We start from the raw sequence: 13,531 nt of genomic DNA, 5'->3' as shown, positions 1-13,531 counted from the left end.
CCTATGATCCCGGCTGAGTTTGAGGGGAAGGCAACATCATGACCCAATCCGGATACAAACAGTTCTGCCCGTTATCGATGGCTGCCGAGGTGCTGTGCACCCGCTGGACCATGGTTCTGCTTCGCGAATTGGTGGCGGGCTCGACCCGTTTCAACGATCTGCGCCGCGGCGTCCCCAAAATGTCGCCGACCCTTCTGTCGCAAAGGCTCAAGGAGCTCGAACTGGCCGGGATCGTCGAGCGCAAGGAGGTGCGCGGCGAGAAAGGCATCTTCGAATACCGGATGACCGAGGCAGGCAGGGATTTGCGGTCCGTCGTCGAGGCGATGGGCTTTTGGGGGCAGAAATGGGTCGAGTCGCGGCTGTCGCTGAAGAACCTCGATCCGTCGCTGCTGATGTGGGACATGCGGCGCAATCTCAACGCGTCGCCGCTGCCCGACGGGCGCACGGTGATACAATTTCTGTATCAGGAGCTCCCCGCCTCCAAACGGTCATGGTGGCTGATCGTCGAGAAGCACGGCGAGGTCGACCTCTGCTGGTACGACCCGGGCTTCGATGTCGATCTCTACGTCTCGACCGACCTGCACACCATGACCGAAATCTGGATGGGGCTGATCACCGTCGAGAAGGCAGGGGCGAAAGTCATCTTGACGGGAGACCAGGATATCGCCCGTAAAATGCAGACCTGGCTGGGCCTGAGCCCGTTCGCGGTCGAACCCAAACGAGCGGCCTAGCTGCCTCTTGGCGAAACGATCCGAAGCGGTTATGTGTCGGGCGCGATGGTCCCGTAGCTCAGTAGGATAGAGCGGCAGATTCCTAATCTGTAGGTCACAGGTTCGATTCCTGTCGGGATCACCATGTTTTTCAAGTACTTAGCGAACCGCCGCCGTACTTTTTTTGCAGGATTTTTGCGAAATAAGTACGGCGAATTTCGCAGACCTTCAGACTTTGGGCACACATATTCCAAGGGCGAAGCGGCCCAAAACCGCTGCGAAGCGCGGCGCTACGATGCCTAAATCGAAGTAGGTAGTCGTTGTTCCCAATCAACTTGCCCGTTTTTCAGCGTCGACGTCTCCGCATCATAGGGGGAATGGACGCGCCCGGTCTGGCGGCTAGAGGAACGGAACGCTATCATTTTATTGTATTAGTAATGACGCATGAAATGGCCTACAATTGACTTTACCCGGCAGCGCCACTGGCAGCCGGTAGGCCCGGCGGCCGCTGGAACCCCCGATCGGCTGTCGGCTTGTCCCCATGAAAGTTACGTGCGGTGGCGACCAACGTGAGACGAGATCGAACCAACAACCCCGCAACCGGCATCAAGGGCAAGGGCCACGGGCCGCCGGCCAACGACGAAGCAGGATATTTCGAGTTCTGCCCCGTTTGTGGCCAGACGTTCGACAAGCGAAACCTTGGCGAGGTGCTGCATCACTGTCTCCCCGACCATGAGCCGTTGAACTCGATGAATAGGTGACCAGCGTTCGAACAGATGGTTTCGCTCATCCAAGATCGTGATCGGTCCCAACCAGACGATCTCAAAAGTGATTGCGGATGTGGTCGTTAAAGTAGCGGGCTTGGCGAAGGCCGCTTTGAACCCGGCAAAGGTCTCCGGTGGTACCCGGAACCATTGCACATTGGGCGGAATTGGCTGAAAGTGATCGAACCACAGGACGGGGGTGTCGGACGGCCACGCATCCAGGCGGCCGAGGCGCGGATCGATCGGCGGAAACAGGGGGAGAAATGCACCCTTGGACGAAGGCTGAGCTTGCGGAGATCACTGGAGGCATATGGGAAGGCGACCTGCCGGAAGGCTGGACGACCGACTGCATAGCCTTCTACGACGCACTGATCGGCCCCGGCGCGCTCGTCATCCCGCGCGTTGGCACCTACCGTTACGGCGTACACCCCAGGAAGATCAGGCGCTTCAGGCGACAGGGGCTCGCGCTCCTCGCGGACCGAGAGTACCGGCCCAACTTCGAAGACTTGCCGTTGCTCCGGGTGGCTTCGGTCCGCGTCGCCATGAAGTATCTCGCCGAGCGAGCGCGGTCTGCTTACGGCGGACGCCTGATCGCGGTTGGCGGCAGCGTCGGCAAGACGAGCACCACGGCGATGATCAACGTCATTCTCACCGCAGCTGGTTATCCACCTTTTCCGGGCGAAAACTTCAATACCGTCTCCGGCGTGCTCGGCCTGATCGCCAACCTTCCTGATGGCATCCACGCTATCGAGGTGTCGATTGGCTTTTTTCGGCGGCTCCTTGAGGTATCTGCGCTCAAGCCGCATGTCGCTCTTATCACGACGATCGGCGACGCCCATCTCGAAGAGTACGGCTCGCGTGAGGCCATCGCCAAGTTGAAAGCCCGCCTGTACGATGTCGCTGAGGGCGGCACATCGATCGTCCCCCGGGATTCCGAGCATTTCGAATATCTCCGAGCCCGCGCGCTGTCGTTCGGGGCGAAGGTCGTGTCCTTCGGTGAACATGCTAAGGCCGACTACCGGCTCGTGGACTATTCGCACGAAGATCAACTGGTGCGTGCGGTCCTGAAGGGCCGGGATTTCGCCTACAAGCTAGGTAATCCAGGGCGGCACATGGCAGTCAACAGCCTCAGCGCGCTGGCGGCTGTCGATTCGCTCGGCCTTGATCTGGGAGCTGCGACCAACGCGCTCGGGGAGGTGCAGGCCATCCACGGACGTGGCGAAGTCATACGCATCGTCCTCGCGTCCGGCGAGGTCCATGTCGTCGATGAGGCCTACAACGCGAATCCGACATCGGTGGCCGCCGTGCTGGCGGCACTCGCTGAGGGGAAGCGCGCAAGTGGGGGCCGAAAGCTTGCCCTTCTTGGCGACATGCGGGAACTCGGGCCACGATCGGCCGAATTTCACGCCGGTCTGGCGGAACCCGTTCTCGCGGCCGATCTGGATATGGTGATGACGGTTGGGACGCAGATGACATATCTCCGTCGTGCCCTGCCGGAGTACCTCCTCGGCCCACACTTCGCGACAGCAGACGATGTGTTGCCCGAGCTCGCCACTATCCTGCGCGCGAAGGACCGCCTTCTTGTGAAAGCTTCGAATGCCATGGGTCTGCATGAAGTTGTAACTCGCTTGCGCCGGCAATTTGGACGCTAGTCCGCCGCGATATAGCATCGGTGTTTGAGATCGAGAGTGCCCGAAACGTTGAGATTCGTCGAATTTCGCTTTTTTTGGACCAAAGCAGAAAAATTGACCGGAGATCAGCTCCGCCCATGACTGGTTCCACTACCAAACAGTCTCAGGCACTTGGCGGAAAATTGTTTGCCGCCTGATTCGATCTGTGCTGCCCCCGGGTGACCAGGGTAGCGCCGGCTGGACGCCGCCAACCGAAGTGCTGCGCACAGTCATGCCCGCTCGGTCATTTCGGCCATGCATATAACGGCAGCCGCCGGGAATGGTTGGTTGGTCCGAGCCCAATGCAGCAACAACAAAGATATAGCCCTGTGCCGAGCACTGACATCAGTATAGCTTCAGCGAAGGAGCACTATTCCTAAGTCTCCAAGGCCTTTCGGCGGAGTCGCACCATACCAGTCCAGGGCCACACTCGAGTTGCCACTATAGAACAATTGCCACGCAACAATCCAACCTGAGTTGGCAGTCGACTTCAGGTCTGTTGTCCCTCTCATCCGAAAACGATGATGGGGCAGGTAGATAGCCCCTTCAATTAAGTAGTTTTTGTTTCCGGACAATGAGACCGTCGGCACAGAGGGCGTAACTGTGCGTGACCCGAAGATAGCGATGCCAGCGTAAATGCCGCTCGTGGGAGCCGAAATCCTTACGCCACCTTTGCCTGCTGACTGAATAATGCTTGACTCGGAGTCAACGAATATCGTGACTTCGTCGCCCGAGAGATTCACATGGCTGCCGATGCTCACTGTTGCGTTCTGAAAATAGTGAACTCCGGGAGAAAGAACGACATTTCCATCGAGATCGATGTTTCCACAGAACACCCGGCCGGCCGGAATGGTAACATCGGTCAGCATCTGATCACTGTAGTCGCAGCCGTTCGGTGGAACGGGCTGCGGTAGATCGACAAGGGGGTCTGCAAGTTCGGGTTGGTTGGTTTTCGGGATGATGGTGTAACCGCCGCCTTGGTAATTGCCCACTATAGAGATTTTTCTGGCGACAATCTTTCCGGTTCCAACGTGCCTCAGTGCCCTTGGACTGGAGGAATTCACTTGGATACCGCAGTTTGGCACCGAAAGCCCCCCGGAACCCATTACCGTCAGCGCTCCATTTGAGGCAGGATCGAGGACATAGAAGCAATAATCCGGCGCGGCTTTTCGGGCCGTTGCCGCCGCGTGAAGGTTAATGCTCCGAATTCCAGCAAGACTCATGAAAGCGGTTGGCATTCCAGCTGAGATTTCAACCGCCGCCTCTCGCGTCCCAGCAGTAGGAGTGGTGATGCTCACCCCAACGACAGCGCCGGTCACGAAGGAGCCATTGGCCAGCGCCCAATTCTTCGCGGCCTGGACGGCTGCTTCGTTTCCTCCATCGCTCTCGACAGCAACAAGAGCCGCCGAATCGGCTATCTCCTGCAGCTTGGATCTCCAGGAAGCGGCGTTGGTAAAGTCAATGCTAAGGCCGAGGGCCAAGCCCAGTGGCACCACCATTAAGGCCATCGCGACGGCAAAGTTCCCCCGTTTTTCGGGCGGCAGATCTTTCAGTCTCCGCATCCAGAAGCCCTCTCTTAAGAGCACCTTAGACCGAAGATGGTTTAGAATTTACTAAATTAGAACAACAAAATGCAGCGGCAATTCACGCTCGGCAAAAAGGCGATGCAAGCTGTCTCGCTGCTCATTGAGCTGAGTGAAACGCGGCAGACCTTGAAGTCAGCGATGTGCTAATTCTTTACTTAAGGCCGAAGACTTGCTGAGCCTGGTCAGACTGCAACAAATCGCGTGCCGAATGTCCGACACCCGGCAAAATCACGAGACGCCAATTGAAAGGCCACCCGTTAGCGGTCGCGACAGCTTGCGCCAGCTCAAAAGTGAACTGTCCCCGATCCAAACGCGTCTCTCCTTGGCGCATAGCAGCTGCGCTTTCGTTTAGATCGACATCGCCAGTGTCGTCTTCTCCAAGATAGATCGTTAGAGGCAAAGCCAGATAGGCCTTCAACTCCTGAGAGGCTTGATCCGGCGTATAGACGCAACCCGAGGAGAGACATCCCAGCCCGTAGGCTGCCGCCTCTGCTAGGGAGGGCAATACGTAGGTCGACGGATTGGCTACGACCACTCTCTTGGCATCCGACAAGGCAAATGCTGCAACACGCGACATGAATTGACCTCCCGCCGAGTGCCCAAAAAGGTAATACTGCGCAGTCGGCAGCCCCTCTCGGGCCCTCGCCCAGTTTACCAAGCCCTTCACGTACCAGACAGTCCACCTGTCCCGAGGTTGAATTGTGCCCGAGTTGACAATGCCTCCCCGCTGATAGCTCCAGCCTGGGAACCTTTCCAGGTCGAAAAGCGGCGCCATAACGATCAGGCAATTTCGATCCGCAAGAGGCTGCGCGTAGTCTCGGTAGGATTCGGCCGTTCGGCTTAGTCCATGGAACACGAACAGGATCGATGGATTGGCACAGTTCTTCGGATGATAGGTGTATACTGTCAACTTTATGCCGTTAATAGTTGCTGAGGTCGTACCGTTGCCGACCTTCCAGGCAAGTACTTGGCCTGAATACGTCAGACTACAGCTTAAGACGACTGCCCCTAACAGACGGATTAGAAATCGCACCTGTCGCTCCCATGGACGATCCCGCAGGGATGACATACCCCATTAGCGGCAGCTAAACAAATCAAAACCGGCTGAGCAGTAAAGAGTTCGTTTCTCCACGTCTGGTCCTCGCAATGTTCGCAAGCGACGCCTCCGCGGCACCTCAGCGTCCTGCGTGACAGGGTATCGGCTCCTTGTTTTGTCGGCACGTATCGCTCGCGCCGCCATTGCGATCGAGGAACCCAGTGCAAATCCGCGTACGGCATACGCATGAGCTTCGGAGCCTCACGCCAGTGCAGGGATGGCCAATCTAAGGCATCTGTCTTGAACGGCTACGACAACATCGGCGAGTCCAGGCGACAACGCCAGCAACCGATCGATTGTCGCGCGACCGGCTGCTCCTCCCATTATCTTTGGTTGGTAGTCGAGGCGCGGATCTCTGTTTTGAACGTAAACTGGATAAATATCTAAACGGATCTGCTTCGCACCAAAGTGGAAGCAAGGCAGAATGGACTCCCCTTTGCTGTTTCCGGACCCAAATGCAAAATTGCCGACACTGTATAATATCGGCCGACCATTATAAATCTCGATCGGCTGAAGGATGTGGGGATGATGGCCGATGACTGCGTCCGCACCCAGGTCGATAAATAGCCGTGCTTTCATGCGGTCTTGCTCGGTAGGTTGGCGCTGGTATGGCAAACCCCAATGTACCATCACGGCGATCCGATCGACCAGTGGACGAAGTTGGGCCAGATCACGCTCGATGAATTCGGGCACATCTTGTGCGGAGCCTGGAAGTTCGCCACGAGCCGCTGTTCGACGGTTCCAGTAATATCCGAGAAGTCCGATGCGGATATCTGCGCCATCAAAAATCGCGGGGTGGTAAGCAGAGCTCTGGTTCCTACCACCACCGTACGGTTGAATATACTGTCGCTCTAACGTGGCTAGCGTCTCAACCACGCCACCCCGACCGCAGTCTTGAATGTGGTTATTCGCGACAGTCATGGCAGCGAAGCCTGCACGACGTAAGACAGAGGCTGACTTGGGGTCGACTTTGTATGAGTAGTTCCGAGTGGTACCTGCTTTCTCAGAAATGGTGGAGAACGGCCCCTCAAGGTTTCCCGTTATCAAAGCGCAGCGTTTAAAGATCGGCCTGACCCAGGCGAAGGCATAGTCTGGGCCAAACCTGCGGATACGATGACGCATCCGCATCCCGGTCATCACATCTCCGACCGCCGCCAAATGGTACGGAGCGCTGGCGGACGAAGAGAGGAACTGTTCAAGTTGGTCCGGGTCGATGAGATCGATGTCATCCGGAATTATGACCTCTGAAAACTTCTCGCGAATTTTTACAACATGGCGCCGGACTTCTTCCGATTCACTGAGGCGGTAGAGGGGTGGCTGAACGGAGGGTGCCAACAATGTCTCAACCGCTGAAGAACTAAAGCCGATCCCACGCTTCTCAAAAACGCTTCGGATCAGTGTTTCGTAACGGCTGCTGAATCTCATTCGGTCTGCATGAAGCAAACACGAGGCAAAGCTCTTCGGAAGTGACCTGAGGGCGCGCGTTCGAATTCCGGAAGGAGCATACGGGCTATCAGAAAGTCGTCCCAGCGCCAAAAGGGCAGCTACAACTAACGAAATGCAAGTAAGTTCGTCTCCCGGAAAAGCCTTGTGTAGGTCCCACATTGTCGCCGCTATGACTTGCGCGACCAGCGCCTCCGGCGGTGGCATCTCGGCGTCGTCCATACGCGAATCATTGGCAAGAGTATCCGATGGTACGAACTCGGCATCATGACGGAGGTGCCAACACCATACGTAGGGAGTCGACAGCATCGCGGCCGCAAAGTATGCGCTCAAGGCGTACTCAAGGGGACCAGGCCTGCTGAAACTGGCGCGCGGTGCATGCAGCCTGTCAGCTTGGATGTCAGCGGTATGGCGCACCACGTGAAACCCGAATGCCTGATATATGAAACTGGCATTGTGCGAGGGGTCGCACAGATAAGCACCGCCTGAAATTCGTGGAAGCCACCCTTCCGCTGTGACTGCACGCCCCGGGCCGAACAGCAATTCCCCACAGAGGGGGATCGAAAAATCATCGAGATTTTCGATTCTTGCTGGATATCGGTATTTGGTCCCTTTGACCGGCACCAACCTAAGTAGATCCCCGTTAACTCCCCCTTGTTTCGGCTGGTGCGCATTAACGATCGCTCTGACCTTCGGCAACGGGCCCTCGCCGAGTGAACGCAGCACTTCGTTCACTCGATGAGCTATCAAGGAGACGTGGTAGTAGACGTTGACTTGGCCGAAGCGTGCCGCGGCCTCACAACCTTCCTGTTCACCAAGAATTCCGCCGCCGAAAGGCTTGAAAACATAGTTACCTTGCTTGTCGGGCAGTGCTTCGCCCATCTCACCCGTGGGCCAGTGAACATCCGTGGCTGAATGACCGATTACGTCCACGTACCGCCCACGCAGCCCTTGCCTCCCCGTGTTTTGGCAAAGATAAGGCAGTTCGACCTCGGTTGAATGCACCCGGCCGCCAGTAAAATCTGAATCGCAACGCTCCCAGACGTAAACAGATCCAGTCGCCATCTTTTTCCCCAAAGCTACTGCTTCTTCTGCGAACGCTGAGACGCAAGAATTCACAAGTCTTGCGCTCCGCAATCCTGCGAACCTTTCGCCGGCGGGTGCTGGAATTGATCGAAAGGACATGCCGTCGGTTGCCCTGAGGCCAACTCTCTACAGGGCGTGGAGATTGTCCTTCAACATGCTCTGAGGCCGCATTTTCGCTCCATGGTGGGAAGCTGGATCCGAGTCTGCAGCCCAGCTTCCGGCAGCGTTTTGGCCTCAATTCGCCTGCCCCTGATGGGGGCTGCACAAATCAATCTCCTGACGAGGCACATCTATCCGATGCTTGCGACCGGCTTTTTCTTCTCTCCGCTTATTCGAGCTGCCTTACTGAGGCCGCCTGCTGAACCGTTATTCTCACCCGATCCAGCGAGCTCTTGCCGAGCACTCTCCAATGCCGTCGCCGCAGATCCCTCCTTAATCACCTTAAGTTCTTCCGCGACCATATTTGATTTTATGAGACGCCACTTGTCGAGGGAGGCGGCGCGCACGAAGCCGTAAGCCGATGGCATACGGACCATCAGCCAGCCTAGTTTCAACAATTCCTCCGTGAAGCCTCTCACGAACGCCGCCCCGCCGACACGCCGTCCAGTCAGGCGCCTGAATGTCTTGTACGACATTCTTGCACGGGTTCGCGGCTGTCCCGCTTTGTTTGTGGTGCGTTTCAAAGTCAAAGCAACGAGTGTCGCCGCATCACTTAGCGAAACACTCGGTGTTGCAGTCGGCGAAACAGTGTTCATAACCTTACTCTCCTTAGCTTGAGCAGAATCGATAAACTCATCACTGCTATCGAACGTCGTTCGTCTCGGGCCGAACTGAAGGAAACGGGGCCACTTCATCGAACCAGCCATCCTTTTTTGCCAAATACGACATTGCCATTGCGTGCATGGCAGACCTTATTTGCTGTGGCCGCGACTGAGACATAGATGCGAGGGGTTCCGCGGCTAGCTCACCAGATCTCGACAAAAGCGCCATTTTGGCACCCGATCCGTCAGTGCTCCATCTCAAAGTTAGAACCAAACCACCACTCTGTAGGTGCCGACGTAGGTCGGTATCAGTATCAGGCTCGGAACTGACCAATATTAGTCGTGTGGTCGGCAAGGTCGACAGCGCACGGCGGGGCCATTCATCTTCGCTGTTGACAATGAAATAGCCCTGGTTTCCGCACTGCAACACTCGCTGAGCGAGATCTTCGAGAACTGTACCATTGTCTGCATCCGTTCGAGTCATCGAGACCGCACGGCAAGCACCCAGACAAAGACCGCTCGCCCAAAGTCTGTCCGGAGAAGCTGCATAAACCAGGGCTTCCAGGAACGGGTCTCTGGCCAGCATTTGCGGGGTTGTCCGCCGCCCAAATTCCTGGGGTACAGTGTTGATGTAAGCGCCTCTTTTCGACAAGAGACCAACTCTTCGCCCTTCCGCCTGGAACCGATGATCGATTGCTGTCGCCACCGCACCAGTGTGTCGATCGCCGATGACGAGTACGGTGGCAATTTCCGAAGAGCCCGGCTCATTGTACATATTGGCCAGGATTATCTCACTCACATCTCTCGAGGTTCCCGCTCGCGGCCAAAGATGAAACTCGATCCCCGGCCGTGCATTTACCTCGATGACAGTACACCCGACCTCTTTGTATGATCTTGCAATATCGGGCATGATGAGATCTATCCCGGCAATGTTAAGGCCGATGACTCTCACGATGCGCTCGCACAGTTGCCTGTTATCTGGATGAACGGAGTTTGTAACATCGACCGGGACGCCTCCACGGGCGAGGTGGCCGGTAGGTCGGAGAACCAAAGGCTGCCCGGAAATTGGGACGGACTCCAGCGTAAGACGACGCAAGGCTAGGTGCCGTAGCAGCTCATCGTCAATCTCTACAGGAGAAAGACGTCTCCCGTCTCTGTCGGGTTCTCGGTTCAAATCATGAATCAGGTCAACTATCGTTTTTTCACCGTCGCCAACGACTTGGGGGGGGCAACACATGACCGCCGCCACGAGATGATAGTCAACGACTGTCGCTCGAAATTCCGGGCCGGCGATGAACTGCTCAACCAAGACGCCAAAGCGCTCTGACTGAGTGACGTCGTGCGCTATATCGAATGCAGCCTCAACTGCACGGCGTCCCCGCAGTTTAACCGAGACTCCCCGCCCCTGATTTCCCTGAACCGGTTTGACCACGACGGTCTTACCCAGCTGTTTGGCGGCAGCGACGGCCTCAGGTTTGGTGCGAACGGTAATCTGACGGGGTACTGGGATCCCCGCTTGCGCCAAAAGTCTGTTGCCCAGCCTTTTGTCCAAGGCCACCTTCGCCGACGCAAACGATGTAGAGCCCGATATCGTCGAGAACAGCTGCTTCTGGTGCTTGCCTTGGCCAAGGCGAAGGTGGTTACGGGCAATGAATTCGAATGGGATGTGATTTCTCTTAGCTGCAGCTACAAGCACAGCGGTCGAATTTGAAAGACGTCGTCTCTTCGCCCTTTCCAGGTTTAGCTCCCGAGTCTGAGCGTATTTCGCTGCCCCGTCCTCGCCTCGCGCCGCCTCACCTATCGCTTCAACGACAGCCGAAGCAGCCGCGCGCGACATCTGCGGGTCATCCGACTCCCAAACAATTGCAAGATGGCTTTCGGACGGATCGCCTATTAGCGACGCCGTCGGCGAAAACGAATAGAAATTCATCGCGCGGCGAAGCTCAAGATCAGCGGACAGGATTGCGTCGGCAATGTAGCGAGGGACCAAAGCGTTTTGTGCACAACCGGGAAACATTTCGGACAGCGCTGAGCGAGCCAGCGCAGTAAAATCGGAGATGCAAGAAACCGCTAGCCGCCCGATATTCAGGGTTAATTTGACCACCGTGTTCGTGCTATGCACATTAAGTCCCGATAGCACCTTAAAACTGACAATCTCAATTTGTCCCAACTCTTCAGATAGGCTGACCATAACCCCACTTTTGACCCCGGATGTTCACGCTCCGCCTGCTTTTCGACCGTCTCCCACAATACAGACTTCCTGACCACGCTTCCGCTGCAGCCACTTCAAATGCATCTCGAAACGGGCACCGCATCGATGGGTATGAGCGGCTTCGGCAAGACCCGATGTGAAGGGGCGAAGATGTGGCGCATTCCACCACATTTAAGCACGCTTTATATCTGATCCCCCGCGTTCAGTCGGCCTAAACGCTACGGCCGCAGCATCCGGAAGTCGCGTTCTTATTCTCTTGAAAGACCAGTGGATTTCCCGCCGGCCTGATCCGGACAAGTATGTGGCCTCGCGGAGAGATGTCGTCATGCATTCGAATGGCAGAGATCCAGACATTATAGTGTTAATAGCCGTTAAAAGTCGTCAGCTTGGGTATGTATTTTAGGCATCTAATGCTATTTATCTAATCATATTGGTTATTGGATAATCGATTGCAAACGGAGAGGAGTATAGAAGAGAGCTTAATCTTATACCATCGAACAGAAAAGACTTCTAAATGCCATCCAAATGTAAGTTGGGGGGTTCATGTCCGTTTCAAGAATCAAGCGCGGGCGCCTGAAGAGAGCTAAACGAGCATTCGCCACCCGCCGGGTCGCCGCATCTCACATGCGCACACTCGTCACCGGACCTATACAGCCCGTCGCTGGCGATCTTGTTTTGGCGCGTGTTGATGAACTCGGCAATCACAGCAGACTGGAGCTCATCTGCGGGCGAAAGGCGATCATGTTTCGCGGAGATGAGATAATCCTCTGTTATGGAAACAGGTACGCTCCTGACCAGTTCGAGGCTGTCATAGGCCCTGATCTGGGGCCGTGCGACTTGGTAGCGGGGGGCGGCATCGCGGCATGTGAGCTTTCCAGGCATGCTCGCATGCTGGCGCCAACCAAGATCACCCCTCTCGGCCTGATTGGCGACAAATTCGGTCGCCGGCTAAACGTGTGGGATTACAAGGTCAGCTCCGACGATTTGCCCCCTTCCCTGCCGATTGTTCTGTCGCTTGGGACGTCAATGAACGCCGGCAAGACATTGACGGCAACGTCATTGGTCCGAGGGTTCAAAAAGGCGGGACTGAAGGTCGCGGCACTGAAAATTACCGGAACTGGCTCGGGTGGCGACACCTGGATTGTGCGGGATGCCGGAGCCGACATCGTTCTTGATTTCACAGATGCAGGATTTGCAACGACGTATTTAGCCCCGGTAGAGTTGATTGAGAAGGGTGCTTTCCGCCTACTGAACCATGCCGCTGAAAATGGATGTGACGTCGCTGTTATTGAGATTGCCGATGGGTTGCAGCAGAAGGAAACTTCCGAGCTAATTCTGGCTGAATCTTTTCGGAGCATGGCTCTTGGCGCGATTTTCGCTTCCTATGACGCGATGGGAGCAAAGTATGGGGTTGATACCCTCCGCGCTGCTGGCCACAAGGTACTTGCAATTAGCGGCAGGATCGGCCGATCGCCGCTCGGTGTGAGGGAGGCTGAGGAAGCCACTGGCCTGCATGTCTATTCCCCATGGGAGCTCCAGGATGGGGCACTCAGCCCCGTTCTAAAGGCTCGCGCTTCTGAAAAACTGGCTAACGGACAGGCCAATAATCCATATCTACGGCGTATTGCTGATTCCCCAAATCCAATGACGGCACTCGACCAGGGTCGAGCCTACTCTTCCCAGCTGCGAATTGATTTTTTAGGGAAGCTCGCGCACGAACTGATTCTGGCAGAGTTGGGAGAAACACCTGGCCCCGGAAGGCCTGCCAGTGACAGCAGGGCGACATGGCCGAGTCCCTTTGGGAGCGTCTCGGTCACGTTGCCCGAGTTGCTATCGCAAAGCTCGAACCCCGCATTTATGTCGATCCAGGCGCCCGCTGAGTTGATTGAAGCGGCAGTGCTGGCAAAAACCCGTGGAGCCCTCAAGTCATCTCTGGGCAGCCTGGTCCAAGCCCTCGGCTGCCCTCCCCTGTCCGCCACCCAAATGTACAACCTCGTGAGCGGAGCTTGGTCGATGTTCGAGGCAGTTGATCACGATGAACGCCTTTGGGCAGCAAATCGGCTTCAGCCAAATGTTCTTGCGGGACCTGCTTTGAGCCCTCATGACGATTTGGATGGGATGATCATGAATTTCTCGGGAATTTTCAACGAGGACCCCGACCAGCATGCCCCGCTTGGACGGGCGTGAAAGACGGTGTCCTTGC

At 56.3% G+C, this 13,531-nt stretch carries 8 protein-coding genes and 1 tRNA gene; 4 read left to right on the top strand and 5 right to left on the bottom strand.

The window, feature by feature from the left end; all coding sequences use genetic code 11:
• The first annotated feature begins 38 nt into the window (after positions 1–38).
• The 3 genes from NKJ55_RS18980 to NKJ55_RS18970 all read left to right on the top strand — a co-directional run bounded on the left by NKJ55_RS18980 (position 39) and on the right by NKJ55_RS18970 (position 3,126).
• Positions 39–731, top strand: a complete 693-nt coding sequence (locus NKJ55_RS18980) for a winged helix-turn-helix transcriptional regulator (protein WP_352451189.1) — start codon at positions 39–41, stop codon at positions 729–731.
• Between the two features lie 47 nt (positions 732–778).
• Positions 779–855, top strand: a tRNA-Arg gene (locus NKJ55_RS18975).
• Positions 856–1,737: 882 nt separating this feature from the next.
• Positions 1,738–3,126, top strand: a complete 1,389-nt coding sequence (locus NKJ55_RS18970; RefSeq protein WP_352451188.1) for a UDP-N-acetylmuramoyl-tripeptide--D-alanyl-D-alanine ligase — start codon at positions 1,738–1,740, stop codon at positions 3,124–3,126.
• A gap of 374 nt (positions 3,127–3,500) precedes the next feature.
• Here the strand turns inward: NKJ55_RS18970 and NKJ55_RS18965 are convergent, their stop codons facing one another.
• The 5 genes from NKJ55_RS18965 to NKJ55_RS18945 all read right to left on the bottom strand — a co-directional run bounded on the left by NKJ55_RS18965 (position 3,501) and on the right by NKJ55_RS18945 (position 11,307).
• On the bottom strand, positions 3,501–4,706 hold the full coding sequence (locus NKJ55_RS18965) for a TadE/TadG family type IV pilus assembly protein (protein ID WP_352451187.1): 1,206 nt from the start codon (positions 4,704–4,706) through the stop codon (positions 3,501–3,503).
• A 175-nt stretch (positions 4,707–4,881) separates the two neighbouring features.
• Entirely contained in the window at positions 4,882–5,307 is a 426-nt protein-coding gene (locus NKJ55_RS18960; RefSeq protein ID WP_352451186.1) for a hypothetical protein, read from the bottom strand.
• Between the two features lie 720 nt (positions 5,308–6,027).
• Positions 6,028–8,334 carry a CapA family protein gene (locus tag NKJ55_RS18955; RefSeq protein ID WP_352451185.1) on the bottom strand — a complete coding sequence of 769 codons (2,307 nt, stop codon included), beginning with the start codon at positions 8,332–8,334 and terminating at the stop codon, positions 6,028–6,030.
• Positions 8,335–8,645: 311 nt separating this feature from the next.
• Positions 8,646–9,110, bottom strand: coding sequence for a hypothetical protein (locus NKJ55_RS18950; protein WP_352451184.1), 465 nt, complete (start codon positions 9,108–9,110; stop codon positions 8,646–8,648).
• 46 nt (positions 9,111–9,156) lie between these two features.
• Positions 9,157–11,307, bottom strand: coding sequence for an ATP-grasp domain-containing protein (locus tag NKJ55_RS18945; protein ID WP_352451183.1), 2,151 nt, complete (start codon positions 11,305–11,307; stop codon positions 9,157–9,159).
• Positions 11,308–11,871: 564 nt separating this feature from the next.
• On the opposite strand from NKJ55_RS18945, the gene NKJ55_RS18940 reads away from it, so the two are divergent.
• A complete protein-coding gene (locus tag NKJ55_RS18940) occupies positions 11,872–13,515 on the top strand; it encodes a hypothetical protein (protein ID WP_352451182.1) in 1,644 nt (547 codons plus the stop codon).
• Positions 13,516–13,531: the final 16 nt, after the last annotated feature.

The sequence above is a fragment of the Mesorhizobium sp. M0106 genome, assembly GCF_040322715.1.
GTDB lineage: Bacteria > Pseudomonadota > Alphaproteobacteria > Rhizobiales > Rhizobiaceae > Mesorhizobium.
Note: the sequence above shows the minus strand (reverse complement) of the source record. Positions and strands in the feature narration are given on the sequence as shown.

Coding starts and splice junctions, on each gene's coding strand:
- NKJ55_RS18960 (WP_352451186.1), bottom strand. CDS start 5,307: ATGTCGCGTGTTGCAGCATTTGCCTTGTCGGATGCCAAGAGAGTGGTC.
- NKJ55_RS18945 (WP_352451183.1), bottom strand. CDS start 11,307: ATGGTCAGCCTATCTGAAGAGTTGGGACAAATTGAGATTGTCAGTTTT.
- NKJ55_RS18950 (WP_352451184.1), bottom strand. CDS start 9,110: ATGAACACTGTTTCGCCGACTGCAACACCGAGTGTTTCGCTAAGTGAT.
- NKJ55_RS18965 (WP_352451187.1), bottom strand. CDS start 4,706: ATGCGGAGACTGAAAGATCTGCCGCCCGAAAAACGGGGGAACTTTGCC.
- NKJ55_RS18980 (WP_352451189.1), top strand. CDS start 39: ATGACCCAATCCGGATACAAACAGTTCTGCCCGTTATCGATGGCTGCC.
- NKJ55_RS18940 (WP_352451182.1), top strand. CDS start 11,872: ATGTCCGTTTCAAGAATCAAGCGCGGGCGCCTGAAGAGAGCTAAACGA.
- NKJ55_RS18970 (WP_352451188.1), top strand. CDS start 1,738: ATGCACCCTTGGACGAAGGCTGAGCTTGCGGAGATCACTGGAGGCATA.
- NKJ55_RS18955 (WP_352451185.1), bottom strand. CDS start 8,334: ATGGCGACTGGATCTGTTTACGTCTGGGAGCGTTGCGATTCAGATTTT.